Origin of the sequence: Kitasatospora sp. NPDC051702, from assembly GCF_040681575.1 — a bacterium.
GTDB lineage: Bacteria > Actinomycetota > Actinomycetes > Streptomycetales > Streptomycetaceae > Kitasatospora.
Map to the genome: position 1 here is coordinate 85,762 of NZ_JBFAZB010000033.1, position 19,172 is coordinate 104,933.

At 76.1% G+C, this 19,172-nt stretch carries 15 protein-coding genes; 5 read left to right on the plus strand and 10 right to left on the minus strand.

What is annotated here, in order from left to right:
• Positions 1–48: 48 nt before the first annotated feature.
• The 8 genes from AB0N04_RS25355 to eccD form a co-directional block, all read right to left on the minus strand.
• Entirely contained in the window at positions 49–351 is a 303-nt protein-coding gene (locus AB0N04_RS25355) for a hypothetical protein (protein WP_360216881.1), read from the minus strand.
• A complete protein-coding gene (locus tag AB0N04_RS25360) occupies positions 344–808 on the minus strand; it encodes a YbaB/EbfC family nucleoid-associated protein (protein ID WP_360216878.1) in 465 nt (154 codons plus the stop codon). Before AB0N04_RS25360 ends, AB0N04_RS25355 begins: the two co-directional genes overlap by 8 nt.
• A gap of 41 nt (positions 809–849) precedes the next feature.
• Complete coding sequence (locus AB0N04_RS25365; RefSeq protein WP_360216875.1) at positions 850–3,162, minus strand: hypothetical protein; 2,313 nt, start codon at positions 3,160–3,162, stop codon at positions 850–852.
• Positions 3,163–3,263: 101 nt separating this feature from the next.
• Positions 3,264–3,707, minus strand: coding sequence for a hypothetical protein (locus AB0N04_RS25370; protein WP_360216873.1), 444 nt, complete (start codon positions 3,705–3,707; stop codon positions 3,264–3,266).
• Between the two features lie 39 nt (positions 3,708–3,746).
• Positions 3,747–4,058 (minus strand): hypothetical protein, encoded by a 312-nt coding sequence (locus AB0N04_RS25375; RefSeq protein WP_360216870.1) that lies wholly within the window; start codon positions 4,056–4,058, stop codon positions 3,747–3,749.
• Positions 4,059–4,098: 40 nt separating this feature from the next.
• The gene (locus AB0N04_RS25380; protein WP_360216867.1) at positions 4,099–4,443 is read right to left on the minus strand and encodes a hypothetical protein; all 345 of its coding nucleotides are present in this window, start codon (positions 4,441–4,443) and stop codon (positions 4,099–4,101) included.
• 76 nt (positions 4,444–4,519) lie between these two features.
• Positions 4,520–5,989: a type VII secretion protein EccB gene (gene eccB, locus AB0N04_RS25385; protein ID WP_360216865.1), complete on the minus strand. Its 1,470-nt coding sequence runs from the start codon at positions 5,987–5,989 to the stop codon at positions 4,520–4,522.
• Positions 5,990–6,059: 70 nt separating this feature from the next.
• On the minus strand, positions 6,060–7,451 hold the full coding sequence (eccD, locus tag AB0N04_RS25390; RefSeq protein WP_360216862.1) for a type VII secretion integral membrane protein EccD: 1,392 nt from the start codon (positions 7,449–7,451) through the stop codon (positions 6,060–6,062).
• 277 nt (positions 7,452–7,728) lie between these two features.
• Here eccD and eccCa point away from each other — a divergent pair, with 277 nt between their 5' ends.
• Entirely contained in the window at positions 7,729–11,718 is a 3,990-nt protein-coding gene (gene eccCa, locus AB0N04_RS25395) for a type VII secretion protein EccCa (protein WP_360216859.1), read from the plus strand.
• 231 nt (positions 11,719–11,949) lie between these two features.
• Positions 11,950–14,355 (plus strand): hypothetical protein, encoded by a 2,406-nt coding sequence (locus AB0N04_RS25400; protein WP_360216856.1) that lies wholly within the window; start codon positions 11,950–11,952, stop codon positions 14,353–14,355.
• A gap of 70 nt (positions 14,356–14,425) precedes the next feature.
• Here AB0N04_RS25400 and AB0N04_RS25405 read toward each other — a convergent pair whose 3' ends face one another.
• Complete coding sequence (locus AB0N04_RS25405) at positions 14,426–15,247, minus strand: SDR family oxidoreductase (RefSeq protein WP_360216853.1); 822 nt, start codon at positions 15,245–15,247, stop codon at positions 14,426–14,428.
• A gap of 392 nt (positions 15,248–15,639) precedes the next feature.
• On the opposite strand from AB0N04_RS25405, the gene AB0N04_RS25410 reads away from it, so the two are divergent.
• From AB0N04_RS25410 to AB0N04_RS25420, 3 genes are all read left to right on the plus strand, one after another.
• The gene (locus tag AB0N04_RS25410; RefSeq protein ID WP_360216850.1) at positions 15,640–16,452 is read left to right on the plus strand and encodes a thioesterase family protein; all 813 of its coding nucleotides are present in this window, start codon (positions 15,640–15,642) and stop codon (positions 16,450–16,452) included.
• Positions 16,453–16,619: 167 nt separating this feature from the next.
• Complete coding sequence (locus tag AB0N04_RS25415) at positions 16,620–18,062, plus strand: FAD/NAD(P)-binding protein (protein ID WP_360216847.1); 1,443 nt, start codon at positions 16,620–16,622, stop codon at positions 18,060–18,062.
• A gap of 73 nt (positions 18,063–18,135) precedes the next feature.
• Entirely contained in the window at positions 18,136–18,588 is a 453-nt protein-coding gene (locus AB0N04_RS25420; RefSeq protein WP_360216844.1) for an SRPBCC domain-containing protein, read from the plus strand.
• 83 nt (positions 18,589–18,671) lie between these two features.
• Here AB0N04_RS25420 and AB0N04_RS25425 read toward each other — a convergent pair whose 3' ends face one another.
• Complete coding sequence (locus AB0N04_RS25425; RefSeq protein WP_360216841.1) at positions 18,672–19,073, minus strand: TIGR03618 family F420-dependent PPOX class oxidoreductase; 402 nt, start codon at positions 19,071–19,073, stop codon at positions 18,672–18,674.
• Positions 19,074–19,172: the final 99 nt, after the last annotated feature.

Genomic DNA, 19,172 nt, shown 5'->3' on the forward strand with positions numbered 1-19,172 from the left:
GGTGGGGAGGGCGCCTGCCGGACACGCCTCAGTGGCGCCGGGGGAGGCTCACTTCACGAGGTCGGTGGCGTGCTGGTCGGTCGCATCGAACAGGTCGGCGGTGTCCTGGCCGTGCCGGGAGATGCTCAGCAGCTTGTTACGGATGCCGTCGACCAGGTTGGTCAGGTTCTCCGTCGGCTCGTCGACCTTCTCGTGGTACTGCTTGCCGATCTGGTCGGATCCGGCGGCCGTGCGGTTCTTCGCTCCGACCTCGACGATCTCGACCTTGACCTTCTCGACCAGCTCCGACATCTCGTCGAACTTGCCGAACGCGGACTTGAGGTCCTCGAGCTTCATCAGCCGCTTAGCCATTGAACTCCTCCTGCCGGTGGGAGGGCCGGGCCGCGTCGGCGCCCGGCCGCATGGCGGTGAGCGGCGCCAGCAGTGCGTCCAGGTCGAGGCCACTCACCACCGAGAGGAGTTCGTCCTCCCCCTCGCCGGCGACGGCCAGCCGCAGCGATTCACCGACCCCGTCGAAGGCCCGCATGGACCGGGTGATCTGTTCGCCCATCCGCGCCTTGGCCTCGTTCAGCACGTCCTTGAGGACGGCGGCGAGCTGGGCGGGGGCCATCTCCTGGTACGCGGTGGTGTGGAAGGTGAGCGCGAGCACCTCGCCCTGCGAGCCGACCTGCGCGGTGACCATCCGGTCCTTGGACGTCGCCGAGGCGGTCGCGGCCTGCAGCTCGCGCGCCGTCTCGGCCATCCTGGCCTGCTGTTCCTCCAGGGCAGCCATCGCCTGCGCGAGGTGCTGCTCGATCGAGAACGTCATCTCCGTGTCTCCCTCTCCACTCTCGAATCGCCGGCCGGGTCTCAGCGGCCGATCACGCCGCTGACCGCACCGGTGTCGGTGCCCCAGACCTCTTCGTCCTCGGCCAGCCAGGTGGTCCGCTGGCGGCCCTTCTCGCCCTGGCCCGTCCCGCCCATGCCGCCGGCCATCGGCGGGACCATGGGCATCCCGCCGGCGCCGCTGGTGTTCACCGTGCGGCCCCGCAGCGCGGCGGCCTCCTCCGCGGCGAGCTCGGCGGCGGCCTTCTGACTCGCCGCGGCCTTCTCCGCCGCGGCCGCGGAACCGGCCATGGCGCCCTTGCCGACGGTGGGCACCGGGCCGCCGTTCTCCAGCGCCCGGGGGCCGAGCCCGCTGGCGGTGCCGACGATCCGGGAGCCGTTCGCGCCGGCTCCGCCGATGCCCTCCTGGGTGCCGCCGGAGCCGAACAGCCCGGGGTAGAGGCCGAGCGAGCCGGTGCCTGAGGTGCCGTCGACGGTGCCCGGGTCGAGGGTCCAGGAGGCCGGGTCGGAGCCCGACCAGCGCGAGCCGCCGTCGAGGCCCCCGCTGCCGTTGCCGCCGGTCCAGTTCCCCGGGCCGCCGCTGCCCGCTCCGCCGGTCCAGTTCCCGAGGCCGCCGCTGCCGGTGCCGCCGCCCGACGAGGCCAGGGCCTGCTGCTGGTCGCGGACGCGCTGGAGGTAGTCGGAGATCGGCTTCTTCTGGGGGTCCAGCAGGGTGCCGTCCGCGGCGACGCTGGAGCCCTTCTCCACGACGACCGGGTTGCCGTTGGCGTCGAGGACGGGCTTGCCGTCGGCGTCGACCACCGAGCCGTCCTCCTTGACGGTGGACCCCTTGGGCACCTTGGCGTTGGGCCCGTAGACACCGCCGCCGCTGCCCGCCGGCACGTAGGCTCCCGGGGGGACGACGACAGGCTTGCCGTCCTTGCCGAGCACCTCCTTGCCGTTGGCGTCGTAGACCTTGCCGCCGTCGCCGATGTAGCCGCCGGGCGGGAGGAGGACCGGCTTGCGGTCCTTGTCCAGCAGCGGCTTGCCGTCCTTGTCGAGGATCGGGGTGCCGGCGCCGGTGCCGCCGCCCGTCCCCCCGGTGCCGCCGCTCCCCCCGGTGCCGATCCCGCCGATGACCGGCGGGGGCACGTGCCCGGTGCCGCCTCCCCCGCCGCCGGTGTTCTGGTGGTCGCCGCCTAGGCCGGTGCCGCCGCCGAGGTCGCTCTTGTCGCCGGCGCCCCCGCTGCCGTCGCCGCCGAGCTTGGTCTCGCTCCCGTCGCCGCCGCCGGGGGGCGGCGGGCCGCCTCCGGTGCCGGTGCCCGGGTCCGGCGCGTCCTTCGGGGGGAGGGTGATGCCGACGGGCAGGAGCCCGAAGAACAGTTTGTTGATCAGCGGCTGGTAGGCGGTGTCCAGCGCCGTCATCGCGGTGTTGCCGGGCCCGTCCAGACCGGTCTGGACCTTGGCCAGCCAGTTCGTCTTGGCGGCGGCGTCGAGCGCCGTGTAGAACTCGGCGTTGTGCGGGTCCCCGAAGGGGGTGTCGAACTTCCAGCCGGTGGTCTCCCCGGTCCAGTCCGGGGCGTGGGCGTGCATCACCTTCACCAGCTCCTCCAGGATGCACTGGTAGGGGAAGCCGGTCGCGTACCAGGCCTGTTGGGCGGTCCAGAGCTCCTCGATCGTGACGCCGATCTGCTGCGCGGCGGTCTCCAGCATCGGCTTGTAGTTGGCCCCGACCAACTGGTTCTGCAGGTCGTCGAGTTCACCGGCGAAGCGCTGCAGGAGGATCTTGAACTCGCCCGCCGCGTCGCCCTCCCAGGTGTCACCCGAGGAATTGATCTTCGAGGCCCACTCGCGGGCCGCCTTCGCCTGCATCGTCAGCCACTTGACGCTGTCGTCGATGGCCGTGGCCGCGGCGAGCAGGCTCTGCGGGTGGATCGTGTCGTTGCCCCTGGTGCTGATGGCGAGCTTCTCGGTGGAGCCCGCCGGGACCTTCACCTTCACGTCCGGACGGATCGGCCCGAGGATCAGCTCCGCCTGGTGGTTGAACTTCGACAGCGGGCCGGTGGGGTCGTTCCCCCACTTCGAGTAGTCGATGTGGATGGAGACCCGGAAGTGGCGCTCCTTCTTCTGCGCGCCGTCGTAGAAGTTCATCGCCCACCAGACGTCCGGCACGCCCGTCCCCGACCCGTCCCACGCCTTCTGGTCGGCCGAGAAGTACCCGTCGAGGACCTCGAAGTTCCCGGTCAGCCAGGGGGCCGCCTTCGGCCCCGCGACGTCGGCCCGTCGGACGATCTCGACCGGCACCCCCGACTTCCTGGGGTTGAACGCGGTGAGGATGTCTTCCCAGAGCAGGGGCACGAGGGTCTCCGGAGGGGTGAACGGGCGGGGACGGGACGGGACCGGTCACGGACGGGGGCCGGCGACGGACGGGGCGGGCCGGGGCGGTCGGGGGCGGGCTGCTACTTCCCGCCGCCCGCACCGCCCCCGCCGCCCCCGCCGGCGCCGATGACGTCCTGCAGGATCTGCATCATCTGGGCCGCCGTCAGGGCGTGTTCGTGGGCGTCGTCCATCTGCCGGAGGAAGTCCTTGATGTCGAGCCGGGACTTCTCCAGCTGGGCGTGGAACTTCTTGAAGTCCTCCACCACGGGGCCGGCCAGGCTGTTCGCGAACAGGTCGTGCAGGTGGGTGCCGTTCTCGAAGTTGCCCGCGAGCAGCTCGGTGAAGTGGTTGGTCCCGCTCTCACCGCCCTTGCCGCTGAACCCCAGCATCGCGGTGAAGCCCGGGTCGCCCTCCAGCTTGCGCACGTAGGCCGGGAGGACGGTGTCCGCGAAGTTGACCAGGTCGTCGTGGTCGACGCTGAGGGTCGTGACCTGGGGGTCCGGGGGCGGGGTCGGGCTACCCATCGCGCCCGCCCGTCCCGCGGACCCGGTGCGCCGCGGTCATCAGCCGACGCCCTGGCCGGCGCGACGGTCCGCGTCGCGCAGCAGGCCGTGCATGAGGCGCAGCGTGCCGACGCCGTCCTTGATCTCGTTCACCATGTCTTGGTCCCGGTCGGACAGGGAGTTGTAGAAGGTGTCGGCCGCGGTGGCGAGGTCACCGCTGAGCTGCGCCTGGGCGGTCCTGATCGCCGTCATGCAGTCCTTCATCGCCGCGTGCATGCCGTCACTGGCCTGCTGCAGGGCGTCCGCCGCCTCGTCGATGTTGGCGTGGTGGAGCGCGATGTCGCTCGGTTGGTCCCGCGGGGTGTCGGCCATGGCCGTCCTTTCGGTGGTACGTCGGTCTGGTGAGAGGGGGTCAGCGGGGGTTGAGGCCGTGCTCGACCTCGAGGGAGAGGTTGCTGCCGCTCCACTTGGTGCTGGCGCCGAGCGCCTCGGTGTGGGCGTTGCGGATCTGCTGGTGCCCGCTGGAGAAGTGGTCCTGGAAGGTCTGGTAGGCGGTCTTGAGCTGCCGGTACTGGTCCTGCCACTCGTGGATCTTGTTCTGGTAGGCCGTGCTGCACGCGGCCTGGAAGTGGCGGTGGACCTCGAGGTTGACGTCCTCGACCTTCATCCCGGCTTGGAACATGGCCTGGATGTGGGTGTCGAGGGTGGTCAGGACGCTCCTGACGGCCGCGTCCTGGACCTGCAAGAAGGCGGTCACGGGTTTCCCTTCGTCGGTGCGGGCTGCCGGTGGAGCCCGGTACATCCGGTTCAACGGCGGTGCGGAACGCGGTGGTTCAGCGCGGACAGAGCGGATCGGACGGGCGGGCGGCGGTGGCCGCCGGGGCCGGCTCCGCGGGGCCGGCCAGCGCGGCCGGGTCGAGGCCGGGGCCGGTCGGGAGCAGGGCCAGCAGGCTCTCCGGCAGGGCGGACGGCGCGGTGCCGTCGTAGCCGAGCTGCTTGACGGCGGCCGCCGACGCGAGCGGGTACTTCACCCCGGCGTCGGTGACCAGGTAGAGGGTGCTGCCGAGGCCCGCGCTGGACAGCGCCCGGACGAGGGCGCCGCCGCCCGGCCGGACGGCGATCCGGTCGGCGCCCGCGCAGGCGGGGGCCACCCCGGGCTGGGCGGCCGGCGGCGCACCGGTGACGGCGCCGGCGTCGAGCAGGGTGACGGAGGTGGTCGGCGCCTGCCCGGTGAGGTGCAGCTCGGCGCAGACGCCCCGGCCCGGGGGGACCGTCACCAACTCGGGCGGCGCGGAGGGCAGTCCGGGGGTGCCGGACCGCCCGGCCGGGCGCGCCGGCGCGGTGTGCGCGGCGAGGTCGGCCGGGCCGAGGGCGACCGGGGTGACGGCGCCGTCCTGGTAGGCGGTGTGCTGGGTGCGGGGGTCGTTGGCGAGCAGTTCGAAGGCCATCCGGTCGAGCGGGGCGAGGCCGGCGGCGGTCAGCAGGTAGGGGTCGCCGCCGGGGCCGGTGAAGAGCTGGCCGATCCGGGTGGGCTGCCCGGCCAGCTGCGGTCCGACGGTGCCGCGGCCCTCGACGTCGGGGAAGGCCAGGTCGGGACCGGCGGCCAGCGCGTTGAGGAAGGCCGAGGTCACGGGAAAGGCGGTGACGGCGGGCTGGCCGAGGGCGCGCCGGGCGCCGCCGGCGCCGTCCAGGCGCAGCCGGCGGCCGTGCCAGAGCAGGTACTCGGTGCCGTCGGGGGCGGCGACCAGGGCGGCCTGGCCGTCCGTCAGCCCGGCGCCCCGGGCGGCGGCGCCGACGGCCAGGTCCAGTTCGGGGAGCCGGCCGCCGGCGGGCCCGGGCCGGCTGACGGCGCAGGCCAGCCAGGGCGCGTCGGCGAGCCGGCCGGGCTCGGGCAGGCCGTCGGGGGCGCCGAGGATGCCGATCGGGGCGCCGCGCGGGGTGTCGGCCAGCGAGCGCACCCCGACCTGGTCGACGACCAGCTGCTCGCCGGTCAGGAGCCGGGCGCTGGCCTCGTTCAGCACGGGGTGCAGGGCGCCGTCCAGGTAGAGGTAGCGGGCGCCGCTCTCCTTGACCACCACCAGGGTGCCGGGCTTGCGCCAGCCGGTGGCCCCGCCGGGGACCATCACGCCGTACACGGCGACGCCCAGGCAGACCAGCACGGCGACGACCAGTCCGGCGACGGTGCCGCGGGAGGTGCGCCCGGCGGGGGTGTCGGCCGCGTCGGGTTCGCCGCGCAGCATGCCGGTGGCGAGCCTGCCCATCACGAACAGGTGGGCCTGCACCTGGTCGCGCTTCGACTGCATCTCGGGGTCTCCTAGGGCGTGTTCCCGGCACCTGCCGGGCCGGGGACGGGGGGTGCGTGCCGGTTCCGGCTCAGCCGGCCAGGCCGCGCAGCGCGTGGTAGACGCCGGCCACCGCCAGCGCCAGCGGGATCACCGCGACCGCCGCCGCGGTGTGCAGCAGGTCGGCGGCCCGGCCCCAGTACGGCAGCAGCCGGCGCCCGGGGATCGTCCAGGCGGTGACGGCCAGCGCGGCCGCCACCACGAGCAGCAGGACCAGCACCGACAGCCGGCCGCCGGTGGGTTCGCCGACCACCCGGTGGCCGAGCAGCAGCGCCGGGCCGTAGACGCCGGGCAGCAGGACGGACAGCCGCTGCGGGATGCTGCCGATGGCGCGGGCGTGCAGCAGCAGCAGGACGGACAGCGTGGCGGTGAGGGCCGTGCCGGCCCAGCCCGGCTCGTCGGCGACCAGTGTCACGCAGCCGGTCAGGACGGCGCCGAGCGCCAGGTGGAAGGCGGTCAGGTAGCCGTCGGCGACGGCGCTGCGGCTGCGGACGGTGGCGCTCGGCACGGCCGCGATGCCCTCCTGCAGTTCCTCGGCGTTGCGCGGCAGCGCGGGCAGCCGCAGCCCCGACAGCCGGAAGCAGATCCCCGGCACGAAGGCCCCGACGATCACCGCGAGCACGGCCAGCACCGCCGCCGTCTGCCCGCCGTCCTGACCGCCCAGCAGCAGGGCGCCCGCCAGCACGCCGTACAGCGCGGTCAGCACCGCGCCGAGGAACAGCGGCGCCGCACAGCCGACCGCGGCCAGGGCCAGCACCGCGGCCCCGGCGGCCGCGCAGCCGCCGGCCAGGAACCGGGCGCCGGTCGCGCCGGGCCCGCCGCCGGTCGGCAGCAGGGCCCCGGCCAGGGCCAGGTAGGGCACGGCGGCGGCGCCGAGCGCGGTGCCGGCGCCCGCGTCGCCGACGGCCCGGGAGGCGCTCAGGGCGCCCAGCAGCAGGAGCAGGCCGGTGGCGGCCGCGGCCAGCACCCGCGGCTGCGCGGGGCCGGGGAGCAGCAGGACGGCGAGGCCGCCGGCCAGGGCGGTCACGGCCAGTCCGAGCGCGAGGTGGTGGGTCAGCGCCGGGCGCCAGGTGTCGGAGCGGGCCCGCATGCCGGTGGCGACGGCGTCGGGCAGGTCGTCGTAGTGGACCTCGGGCAGCGCGTCGCGGCGCGGGCGCAGGTGGAGTTCGTCGCCGTCGTGCAGGTCGAGGGCGTCGGCGCCCAGCTCCTCGTCCAGCGGCGGGCCGCCGAGGCGCTGCAGGATCCAGCCGTCGTGCTCGACGCCCTGTTCCTCCAGCTCGGGGCCGGCGTGGGCGAGGACGGCCGGCAGCAGGTCGGCCAGCGGGACGTCGGCGGGGACGGCGAGTTCGAGCACCGCCGCGGGGGTGCGGAACCTCAGTCGGCACAGTCCGGCGACGGCGGTCCCGTTCGCGCTCCCGTTCACTGCTCTCCCTCACGACACGCCCAGATCCGGTGTGGCGAGGTGGCCGCCCGGGCCCGTCTGGGGGAGGGGCGGGCCCGGGCGTCACCTCACCTGGAGCCACGGGCGGCGGAGCGCGCCGGGTTCACCGCGGGTGGAACCGGTTCGCGCTGAACCCGGCCCGGCGCCCGGTCCGTCGTCCCGGGTGGACGGTGCGCGTCCGTCGCGGCCGGCGGTCCGGGCGGCCGGTCCCGAGCCGTTCCGAGCCGTCCCGAGCCGTTCCGAGCCGAGGAGCCCTTCGTTGAGTGTGGTGCTGGTCAACCGTCCGCCGCGGCGCCCCGGCCCGGCGATGCCCGACGGCGAGATCCAGTTGCAGGAGCCGCCGGTCCTGCCGGAGTCGCAGAGCGGCATGTCCAACATGATCATGATGGCTCCGATGGCGCTCAGCTCGCTGTCGATGGTCTTCGTCTTCCTGCGCCCCGGCGACGGCGGCGGCGTCATGACCTACGTCGCGATGGGCATGATGGCGCTGTCCGCCGTCGGCATGCTGGTGACCCAGCTGATCCGCGGAGCCAGTGACCGCAAGCGGGAACTGCGCGCGGAACGCCGCGACTACCTGCGCTACCTCTCCCAGGTCCGCCGCCAGGTGCGCGACCGGATCGCCCGTCAGCAGGCGGCGCTGGCCTGGCGCCACCCTGCGCCCGCCGCACTCGGCTCGCTGGTGCGCACCTCCCGGCTGTGGGAGCGGCGCAGCGCCCACCCCGACTTCGGCGACGTGCGGATCGGCACCGGGCACCAGCGGCTCGCGGTGCGGCTGGCCCCGCTGTCCACCAAGCCGGTGGAGGACCTCGAGCCGCTGTGCGCACACGCGCTGCGCCGTCTCATCCACGCGTACGGCACCGTCGCCGACCAGCCGATCGCCGTCTACCTGCGCGGCTACGCCCAGGTCCTGCTGCGCGGCGGGGACGACGCCGCCAACCGGGCGCTGGCCCGCGCGATGCTGGCGCAGCTGGCGCTCTTCCACGCCCCCGACGAGCTGCGGATCGCCGTGGTGACGGAGCCCGCGCGGCAGCAGGAGTGGGAGTGGACCAAGTGGCTGCCGCACGCCCTGCACCCCGAGGAGGTCGACGGGGTGGGGCCCGTGCGGCTGGTGGCGGGGTCGCTGGTGGAGATCGAGCAGCTGCTCGGCGACGAGTTCGCCGGCCGCCCGCCGTACGAGCCGGAGGCCCAGCCCGGCCGGGACGAGCCGTTCACCGTGATCGTGCTCGACGGCCCGCAGGCGCCGCCCGCCGGCCGCGCCGCACTGGCCGGCTGGCGCAACGCCGTGCTGCTGGACCTCGGCGACACCCTGGAGTGGAAGCCGCTGCGGCACCGGCTGCGGCTGCGGATCGAGGACGGCCGGCTGGCCATGGTCGGGGCCGACCGCAACCACCGCGACGAGGTGACCGACCTCGGCCGGCCCGACGCCCTCTCGCTGCCGGCGGCCCGCCGGCTGGCCACCCTGCTCGCCCCCTACCGGATCGGCGACACGGCGGACGCCGGGGAGCCGCTGGCCACCGACTTCGACCTCGCCGCCCTGCTCGGCATCCGCGACCTGCAGCGGCACGACGTCGGCCAGGGGTGGGCCGGGCGGGCCCCGCGCGAGCGGCTGCGGGTGCCGCTCGGCATCGCCGGCGACGGCACGCCGGTCGAACTCGACATCAAGGAGTCCGCGCAGGGCGGCATGGGCCCGCACGGCATGCTGATCGGCGCCACCGGCTCCGGCAAGTCCGAACTCCTGCGCACCCTGGTGCTGGCGCTCGCCCTGACGCACTCCTCGGAGACCCTCAACTTCGTGCTCGTCGACTTCAAGGGCGGGGCGACCTTCCTCGGCCTGGACCGCCTGCCGCACACCTCGGCGGTGATCACCAACCTGGCCGACGAGGCCGCCCTGGTCGACCGCATGCGCGACGCGCTGCACGGCGAACTCGTCCGCCGTCAGGAGCTGCTCCGCTCGGCGGGCAACTACACCTCGCTGCTGGACTACGAGACCGCCCGCGCCGCCGGCACCCCGCTGGACCCGTTGCCGACCCTCTTCGTGGTGGTCGACGAGTTCTCCGAACTGCTCGCCGCCCACCGCGACTTCATGGACCTCTTCATCATGATCGGCCGCCTCGGCCGCTCCCTGGGCGTCCACCTGCTGCTCGCCTCCCAGCGCCTCGACGAGGGCCGCATGCACGCCCTCGAGTCCCACCTCTCCTACCGGATCGGCCTGCGCACCTTCTCCGCCATGGAGAGCCGCGGCGTGCTCGGCGTCCCCGACGCCTACCAGCTGCCCCCGCAGCCCGGCAACGGCTTCCTGCGCAGCGACATCGCCACCCTCACCCGGTTCAAGGCCGCCTACGTCTCCGGCCCCTACCGGGCCCGGCGCCCCGCAGCCGCCCGTCAGGAGGCCGCGGCGGGCCAGGTCGCCCACTACGGCACCGGCTACGTGGCGCCGCGTCAGCCCGTCGCACCGCCGGTCGCCACGGAGCCGGAGGAGACCCCGGAGCAGACCCGCACCCTGCTCGACCTCGCCGCGGAACGGCTCACCGACGCGGGCCCGCCCGCCTACCAGGTGTGGCTGCCGCCGCTGGGCGTCCCGCCCACCCTCGACCAGCTGCTGCCGCCGCTCGCCCCGCACCCCGAGCGCGGCCTCACCACCGAGACCGGGTCCGGCCGCGGCACCCTGACGGTGCCCGTCGGCGTCATCGACCGCCCCTTCCAACAGGTCCGCGACCTGCTCACCGCCGACCTGTCCGGGGCGGGCGGCCACGTCGGCGTCGCCGGCGGCCCGCAGAGCGGCAAGAGCACCCTGCTGCGCACCCTGATCACCGGGCTGGCACTCACCCACACCCCGCGTCAGGTGCAGTTCTACTGCCTGGACTTCGGCGGCGGCACGCTCTCCTCGCTGCGCGGGCTGCCGCACGTCGGCGGGATCACCGGTCGGCACGACCCGGAGCGGGTGCTGCGCACCGTCGCCGAGGTCAACGGCATCCTCGTCCGGCGCGAGCAGCGCTTCGCCGAGCTCGGGATCGACTCCGTCGCCGCCTTCCGCCGCCGACTCGCGGCCGGCGAGCTGCCGGACGAGCCGCACGGCGACGTCTTCCTCGTCATCGACGGCTGGAACACCGTCCGCCAGGAGTTCACCGACCTCGCCCCCGCCCTCACCCTGATCGCCCAGCGCGGCCTCAACTACGGCATCCACCTGATCGTCGGCACCACCCGCTGGGGCGAGGTCAGCGGCGCCCTGCGCGACCTCCTCGGGACCCGCTTCGAACTGCGGCTCGGCGACGCCGTCGACTCCGCCGTCAACATGCGGGCCGCCGGCACCGTCCCGAACGTCCCCGGCCGGGGCCTCACCACGGACGCGATGCACTTCCTCACCGCCCTGCCCCGGCTGGACGGCGGCGGCAGCGCCGAGGACCTCGGCGAGGGCGTCGCCGACCTGGTCGACGCCGTCGCCGAGCACTGGAGCGGTCCGCGCGCTCCCGAGATCCGGATGCTGCCGCTGCAGCTGCCCGCGTCCGCCCTGCCCGCCCCCGAGGGCCGGCTGCGCGTCCCGCTCGGGCTCCAGGACGTCACGCTCGCCCCGCTCTGGCACGACTTCGAGGAGACCCCGCACCTGGTCGTGGTGGGCGACAGCGAGGCCGGCAAGACCAACCTGCTCAAGCTCGTCGCCGACGCCGTCACCACGGCCTACCGCCCCGACGAGGCGCGGATCATGCTCATCGACTACCGTCGCGTCCTCCAGGAGGCGGTGCCCCAGGAGTACCGGCTCGGACACGCCGTCAGCGTCGACGTGCTGCGCCAGATCGTCGACGGCGCCGCCCGTGCCATGGCCAACCGGCTGCCCGGCGCCGACATCGCCCCCGCGCGGCTGCGGCTGCGCGACTGGTGGGAGGGGCCCGAACTGTTCATCGTCGTCGACGACTACGAACTGGTCTCCGGCTCCCCCGGCGGCTACGGCAGCCACCCCTTCGAGCCGCTGCTCGACTACCTGGCCCAGGGCGCCGAACTCGGCCTGCACCTGATCGTCGCGCGCAGCGCCAACGGCGTCGGCCGGGCCTCCTCGGACCAGCTGCTGCGCCGGCTGGCGGAGGTCAACACCCCGGCGGTGCTGCTGTCCTGCCCGCCCAGCGAGGGCTACCTGTTCGGCGACACCAAGCCCCGCGTCCTCCCGGCCGGGCGCGGCCTGTACATCACCCGGCGCCGCACGGTGCAGCTGCAGACGGCGGTCGTCGAGGAGGGCGACATCGAGGAGGCGTCCTGAGGGGAGCCTCGTCGGGGCGGGCGGCAGGGAGGAGGTCGGGGCGGGCGGCCGCCGGCCGGCAACGGGGTGAACCCGGTCCGGCGGTGAACCCGGCCCCGCCGTGAACCCGGCCCCGCCGTGAACCCGGTCCGGAGGTGAACCCGGTTCGGCGGTGAACCCGGTCCGGCGCCGCGGCCGTAGAGCCGGGTGACGCGCCCGGCAGACGCGACCGGGCGCCGAGGAGGCGGGACGATGAGCACACCAGCGCACGCGGCAGGGGACGCCCCCCGCACCGCCGGGGCGGGCCGGCGCCTGCTGACCCGCCGCCGCACCGCCGCCGCGCCGCCGCCCGCCGCGCTCCACCGGGTCGGACCGCACTTCGTGATCGCCCCCGGCGGTGCGGACGGTGACGCTCCGACCGCCCTGCCGGGCGCGCTCACCGACGCCCTGCAGCTGCTCAGCCCCGTCGCCCGGACCGTCACCGTCCTCGCCGCCGCCCCCGACGCGCCCGCCGTCCTGTTCGGCCGGCTGGACGAGCTCACCCGCACCGCGGCCGCCCGGGACGCCACCGCCCTCGTCCTCGCCGCCTCCGGACTGGCCGCCGCCCCCGACACCGGGCGCCGGCCCGCCGAACGGATCGCTGAACTCGCCGGGCTCGGGGTCGTCGCCCCGGACGGCCTGGTCACCCTGCGGCCCGACGGCACGCTGCTCACCAGCGGGCCCAGCGACGACACGCCGTCCTCCTGGTGGCTCTGCACCCCGGCCGGCCACCTGCGACGGCTCGGGCCGCTCTGGCCGCTGCCCCCGGAACCCGCCGCACCGCCCGCCCGGTCGGCACCCGTGCCGCCCGCGGCCGACCCGGCACGGCCCGCCGCCGCACCCCCCGCCGCCGCGATGCCCGGACCGGACCTTCCGGAAGCCCCGGACGGCCCGCACCCCGCCGACCCGCTGGTCACGGCGCTGCCGCACGGCTACTGGATCCGCACCCGCCCCGCCCCCGACGGTCCCCCCGGCCCGCTGACCAGGGCCCGGGCCGACGAGGGCACCGTCGTCCTGGTGGTCGGCCACCCCGGGACGCCCCTCCCCCCGGCCGAGGAGCTCGCCGACCGGCTCGGCGCCCTCCTCCCCGGCGGGCCCGGCGGCGAGCCCCCGGAGCTGCTGCTCAGCGCCCCCTGGGCCACCGTCAGCGCGCTCACCGCCCTGGCCGACGGCCTCGCCACCGCACTCGGGCGCGACCTTCGCGCCGCCGTCGGACTGCCGCTGCGCACGGCCGCCGGCGCCTCCTCCCGGGTGCTCGCCGCCGACGGCACCCCCGCCTGGGAGCCCTGGCTCACCGAACTGACCGCCTCCCCCGCCCGCGGCCGCGTCGTCGCCTCCGCCTGGCGCACCGCCCCCGGCGGACCGCCGAGCTGCGGACCGGCGCTGTACCGGACCCCCGTCCCGGGCTGGCTCCTGGAGGCGGTGCCCGCGGGGCTCTGGCTGCGGCCCCGGGCGGAGCCGCAGGACCGCGGCCCCCGCCTGCGGGAGCCGGACCGGGCCCGCCCGCTGCTGATCGCCGGTGCGGACGGGCTGCCGGTGCCGCCGGAGGTGCTCGGCGTCCTGGAGGACCTCCGCGCCGCCCTCACCGCCCCGGGCGCGACCGCACCCGACCTGCTGGTCCAGGGCGTGTCCGCGCGCGGTGCCGCCGGGGAGCCGGCCGCCGCCGTCCCGCCGCCCGCGGTTCTCAGCGCCGGGCCCCCGACCGGGGCGAGCGGGGCCGCTGCGGAACCCGAGGCCTCCCGGGCGCCCGAGGCCTCGCAGGTGCCCGAAGCCGCCGAGGAACCCCGGGAGCCCACCGCGCCCGCGGAACCTCCCGTCGCCCCCGCCCCCGCTCCCTCCCCCGCCCGGCTCCTCGCACCGGACGGCGGCACCGTCTCCGGGCGACCGAGCACCGCCGCCGAACGGGCCGCCTTCCGGGCCCTGGTGGGCGAGCACTTCCAGCGCAGCGCCAGTCGGGCCGAGCAGGCCGCGACCCGGCTGCCGGCACTGCGTTCGCACACCCGGGACGACCTGAAGAGCGACCTCGCCGCGGTCTACCTGCACCACGTCGACACGGGCGTCCCGGTGTCCCGCGCCGAGCTGGTCGCGTCCGCCCGCCGGCCCGGCGGCGGTGCACTGGCGGCGTACCTGGCCTGCCTCGGGTCCGGGCTGCGGCGGCTGCCGAACCACCGCGGGGCCGTCCTGCTGGGTGCCGACGCGGGGGCCGAGGTGCTGCGCCACTACACCCCGGGGGCGCTGCTGGTGGAGCCGGCGCCGGTGGTCGGGACACCCGCCGCGGAGGTGCTGCCGGGGACGGCGGTCGAGTTCCTGGTGTGGTCGGCGACCGGCCGCCGGACGTCGGTGATGGCCGAGGACGGCGAGCCCGAGGTGGTGTTCCCGCCCGGTTCCCGGTTCTCCGTCCTGGAGGTCCTGCCCGCCGCGGAGGGCTGCCCGGACCGGGTCCTGCTGCGCGAGGTGGGCCCGGGCGGACCGGCCGAGTCGGCGGACGAGCGCGACCGCCAGGCCCGCACCCGGCTGCGCGACTGGCTGGAGCGCCGTGACGCCCTCGCCCCGGAGCTGCGGCGCCCGCCGGCCCGGCCCGGGCGCCTGCACCTGACCCCGGGCGTCGCCGCGCCCTGACACCCCGCCGGCCCTGAAGGGCGAACCCCGACGGCCGCCGACTGAACGACGTCGGTACCGGGGCTTGTCCCTAGCCCGCGGGCGTGCTGCGCGGTTCGACGCGGAAGTCGAACGCGACGGTCCCGGGATCGACGGCCGTCACACCGCCGTCGACGGTGAGCACCGCCCCGTTGACGAAGGACGCGGCCGGCGAGAGCAGCCAGGCGATGGCCTCCGCGACCTCCTCCGGCTCGCCGGGGCGGCGCGCGGGAACGAGCCGGGTCGCCGCCTCGTACGCCGCCTCCGTGCCCCCCTCCCCCAGGCCCGCCTCGTCGGCGAAGCGCGCCATCCGCCGGTCGGCCATATCGGTGCGCACCCAGCTGGGACACACGGTGTTGGCGCGCAGCCCGTGCTGCCCGTAGTCGACGGCCAGGGACCGACAGAGCTGGAGCAGGGCGGCCTTGGACGTCGCGTAAGCGGCGTTGCCCACCCCGTTGCGCAGCGCGGACACCGAGGCGACGGCGACCACCGAGCCACGGGCCTCCAGCAGGTGAGGGAGCGCGGCGCGCTGAAGGAGGAAGGGGCCGGTGACGTTGATCCGCATCACGGCCTCCCAGTCCTCGATCGACAGGTCGCCGACACCCCCGCTGCGCCCGGTGCCCGCGTTGAGCACGAGCCCGTCCAGCCGACCGTAGGCCGCCACGGTCGCGTCCACGAGGCCGCGAACGGCGTCGGGGTCGCCGATGTCGGCGGGGTGCGCAAGGGCTCCGGACTCCTCCGCGACCCGACGCAGCGGCTCGGGCCTGCGCCCGGAGACGACCACGTGATGCCCGGCCGCGCGCAGCAACCGCGCGGTTGCGGCACCGATGCCGGTCCCCCCGCCGGTGACGATGACAACTCGCTGGTCCGTCATTGCCGTTCAGCCCTCTCGACGAGTGATCGACTGGAGTCCGGATGATCATACGCACACGTCCCTACGGCCGGACGGGGCTCCCACCGAGCCGGACGGGTCGGCGGACACGTCGGGGGACCGGGCCCTACGACGCATCGATCTGACGGCCCATCAGTCCAGCCGCTCCCGCCCGCACGACGACCGGGATCCACCAGGACGGCACCCATCGCTGCGGCCCGCCCCGGATCGTCGGCGCGGGGCGGGCCGTCAGCGCGGCCGCGGGGCGGGCTGTGGGATGCGTCACCGCCGGGCACCGGTGGGCGGTTCGGGCCCCTACGATCACCAGCGCGGGCCGGGCCGCCGCCCGGCCCGCCCTGTTCGTCACCCCGCGATCGGCCCGAGGAGCACGTCCCTTGACCACCGGCACCACCGCGCCCGACAGCTACTACCAGCGCATCGACGAGGACCACTACAAGCCCACCGCCCACGCGGGCGGCGCCTGGGACACCGCCGAGCAGCACTTCAGCCCGCTGGCCGGCCTCGTCGTCCACGCGGTCGACCGCCACCTCGCCGCGCGCCCGGACACCGGTCTGACGCTGTCCCGGATCAGCTACGACATCCTCGGGCGGCTCCCGCTGGACGAGTGCACGATCAGCGTGGAGAGCATCCGGCCCGGCCGCACGGTCGAACTGCTGGAGGCCGTCGTGGTGATCGGCGACCGCCCGGTGGTGCGGGCCCGCGCCTGGCTGCTCGCCGCCTCCGACACCGCCGCCGTCGCCGCCACCGCGCAGGAGCGGATGGCGCCGCCCGAGGAGTGCGAGCCCTGGGCGATGGACGGCGAGTGGGACGGCGGCTACGTCTCCTCCATCGAGGTCCGCCGGGGGCCGGAGCACCGGCCGGGCCGCGCCACCGCCTGGATCTCCAGCCCGGTGACCCTGGTCGCCGGCGAGCCGAGCAGCGCGCTCGCCTCCTACCTCGCCCTGGTGGACACCGCCAACGGCATCGCACCCCGCCAGCCGCACACCGACTGGATGTTCCCCAACGTGGACCTGACCGTCCACCTGCACCGCCACCCCGAGGGCCGCTGGACCGGCCTGGACACCACCGTCTCCTTCGGCCCCACCGGTCTCGGCCTCACCAGCAGCGTCCTGCACGACCGCCACGGCCCGGTCGGCTGCGCGCAGCAGAGCCTCACCGTCCGCCCGCAGCCGGGCGCCGCCGGGTAGCCGCCGGGCAGTGCCGGGTGGCGACCGGCCGGCCGCCGGGGGGCCGGGTGGCCGCCGGCCCGGGCGCCGGTGCTCCAGGGCGTCTCGACCGGCCGCCGACCCGGACTCCACCCGGACCGGTGATCGTGAGGGCGACGCTTCACCCCAGAAGGACGGAGCACCCTCGGATGACCACGAACCTCCAGCGCGTCGCCGTCGTGGGTGCCGGTGCCGCCGGCACCCTCACCGCGGCGCACCTCCTCCTCCGGGCGGCCGAGCAGGGCCTCGGGCTCGACGTCCACCTCGTCGACCCGTGCCCGGGCACCGGCCGGGGCACCGCGTACGCCACCTCGGCGGGGCACCACCTGCTCAACGTCCCGGCCGGCCGGATGAGCGCCTTCGCCGACGCGCCGGACCACTTCACCGCCTGGCTGGAGCGCCGCACCCCCGGCACCTTCGCCCCGGGCGACCACGTGCCGCGCGGGCTCTACGGCGCCTACCTGGACGACGTGCTCACCGCGGCCGCCGCCCGCCCCGGCCCGGCCCGGCTGTCCCGGGTCCGCGACCGGGTGGTCGCCGCGCGCCGGGTCGGCCCGGGGGTGTCGCTGTGCCTCGACGGCGGCGGGACGTTCCGGGCGGACGCGGCCGTGCTCGCGCTCGGAACCTTCCCGCCGGACCAGTCCTGGGTGCCCGCCGCGCTGCGCCCCTCCGCGCGCTACGTCGCCGACCCGTGGACGCCCGGGGCGCTGGCCGCCCTGCCGGAGGAGGGCGACCTCCTGCTCGTCGGCACCGGGTTGACGATGATCGACGTCGCGCTCGCCGTGCACCACCCCGGGCGGCGCGTCCACGCGGTGTCCCGGCACGGGCTGCTCCCGCGCGCCCACGCCGCCTCCGCGCTGCCGGCCGTCCCCCCGCCGGCCGTGGACCCGGCGCAGGGCCTGACCAGGGTCCGCCGCACCCTGCTCGCCCACGTCTCGGCCTGTCGCCGCACGCACGGCGACTGGCGGGTGGGCGTGGACAGCCTGCGGCCGGTCACCGCCACCGTGTGGCAGGGCCTCACGCCCGCCGAACGGGCCCGGTTCCTCGCCACCGACCAGCGGCTCTGGGACGTCCACCGGCACCGCGCCCCGGTCACCACCGCCCGGGCCTTCGCCGAGGCCGTCATCGCGGGCCGGATCGAGGTGGGCCCGGGCGAGATCGCGGACGCCGAGGTCACCGCGGACGCCGTCCGGGTGCGCCTGCGGGACGGCCGGACGTTGGACGTCGCGGCGGTGGTCAACTGCACCGGCCCGCAGGCCGAGATCCGCCGGGTCGGCGATCCGCTCGTGGCGGACCTGCTGGCGGCCGGACTGGCCGACCCGGACGACGTCGGGCTGGGGTTCCGCACCACCGCGCAGGGCCGGCTGCGGCCGGCCACCGGTGCCGACCCCGCCCCGCTGTGGACGCTCGGCGCGCTGCGCCGGGGCAGCCTGCTGGAGAGCACGGCCATTCCCGAGATCCGCGCCCAGGCCCAGGCGGTGGCCGCCTCCGTCACGGCCGTCCTGGACGCCGCGCACCGGGCGGGCACCCGGCACGACACGCCGCGGGCCGCCACCGCCGAACGCCCGCACCTGGCGTACGCGGAGCGCTGAGGCGGCGCCCCGGAGCAGGAGCGGCGGGCGCGGGTGCGCGTCCGCCGGGCACACCACCGAACGAGGAGAACCGATGACCGAGCGGACCGAACAGGTCGCGACGGCTGGTACGACCGCGCCGGCCGGGAAGGCCGTGATCAACCGTGAGGAGTTCCTGCCCTTCCCGCCCGCGCGGGTGTGGGAGGCCCTCACCGTCCCGGAGCAGCTGGCCCGCTGGTGGGTCCCCGGGAACGTGAAGCCCGAGGTGGGCCACCGGTTCACGCTGGACATGGGGCAGTTCGGCCACACCCCGTGCGAGGTGCTCGCCGTCGAGCCGGAGCGGCTGATCAGCTACACCTTCGCCGAGGGCGAGCTGGACACCACCGTCACCTGGCGGCTGGTGCCCGAGGAGGGCGGCACCCGGCTGCTGCTGGAGAACGCGGGCTTCGACCTGGAGACCCCGATCGGCCGGCAGGCCTACCAGGGCATGGGCGAGAAGGGCTGGCCCCGGGTGTTCGGCCGGCTCGCCCCGGCGCTCGCCGGGTGACCGACGGCGCGCTCGCCGGTTGACCGCGCCGGACGCCACGGCTCAGAACCAGGTGCCGCCGCTCGGGCCGCGGCTGCCGCCCCTCAGGCCCGGCCGAGCACCCGGTCGACGGCGATCTCGATGACCACCCGGTCCGGGTTCACCCGGGGCTCGCGGTAGCGCTCGGCGTAGCGCCGCTCGGCCTCGGCGACCTGCTCCGGCTCGTCCCGGACGACGGCCACGCCCTCCAGGGTGGACCAGCGCGCCCGGTCCACCTGGCAGAGGGCGACCCGCAGCCCGGCCGGCCCGGCCTCCGCCACGTTGCGCGCCTTGCGGCTGGTGCGGCTGGTGATCACCCGGGCCGTCGCGGTCTCCGGCTGGTACGTCACGCCGACCGGCACCACGTGCGGCGTGCCGTCCGGGCGGACGGTGGTCAGGGTGGCGATGTGCCGCTCCCGCCAGAAGGCGAGGAAGGCGTCGTCGAGGTCGCGCGGATCATGGGCCATGGGCGCGATCGTACGGTGCCCGGGCCGGCCGGGCTGCGGGTCGCCCTCTGCCAGGTGGACCGGGCGCGCTGGTCCACCCTGGAGGGCGTGGCCGTCGTC

Excerpts from the sequence above, each read along its gene's own strand:
- AB0N04_RS25355 (WP_360216881.1), bottom strand. The coding sequence starts at position 351 with ATGGCTAAGCGGCTGATGAAGCTCGAGGACCTCAAGTCCGCGTTCGGC.
- AB0N04_RS25360 (WP_360216878.1), bottom strand. The coding sequence starts at position 808 with ATGACGTTCTCGATCGAGCAGCACCTCGCGCAGGCGATGGCTGCCCTG.
- AB0N04_RS25370 (WP_360216873.1), bottom strand. The coding sequence starts at position 3,707 with ATGGGTAGCCCGACCCCGCCCCCGGACCCCCAGGTCACGACCCTCAGC.
- AB0N04_RS25375 (WP_360216870.1), bottom strand. The coding sequence starts at position 4,058 with ATGGCCGACACCCCGCGGGACCAACCGAGCGACATCGCGCTCCACCAC.
- eccB (WP_360216865.1), bottom strand. The coding sequence starts at position 5,989 with ATGCAGTCGAAGCGCGACCAGGTGCAGGCCCACCTGTTCGTGATGGGC.
- AB0N04_RS25400 (WP_360216856.1), top strand. The coding sequence starts at position 11,950 with ATGAGCACACCAGCGCACGCGGCAGGGGACGCCCCCCGCACCGCCGGG.
- AB0N04_RS25405 (WP_360216853.1), bottom strand. The coding sequence starts at position 15,247 with ATGACGGACCAGCGAGTTGTCATCGTCACCGGCGGGGGGACCGGCATC.
- AB0N04_RS25415 (WP_360216847.1), top strand. The coding sequence starts at position 16,620 with ATGACCACGAACCTCCAGCGCGTCGCCGTCGTGGGTGCCGGTGCCGCC.
- AB0N04_RS25420 (WP_360216844.1), top strand. The coding sequence starts at position 18,136 with ATGACCGAGCGGACCGAACAGGTCGCGACGGCTGGTACGACCGCGCCG.
- AB0N04_RS25425 (WP_360216841.1), bottom strand. The coding sequence starts at position 19,073 with ATGGCCCATGATCCGCGCGACCTCGACGACGCCTTCCTCGCCTTCTGG.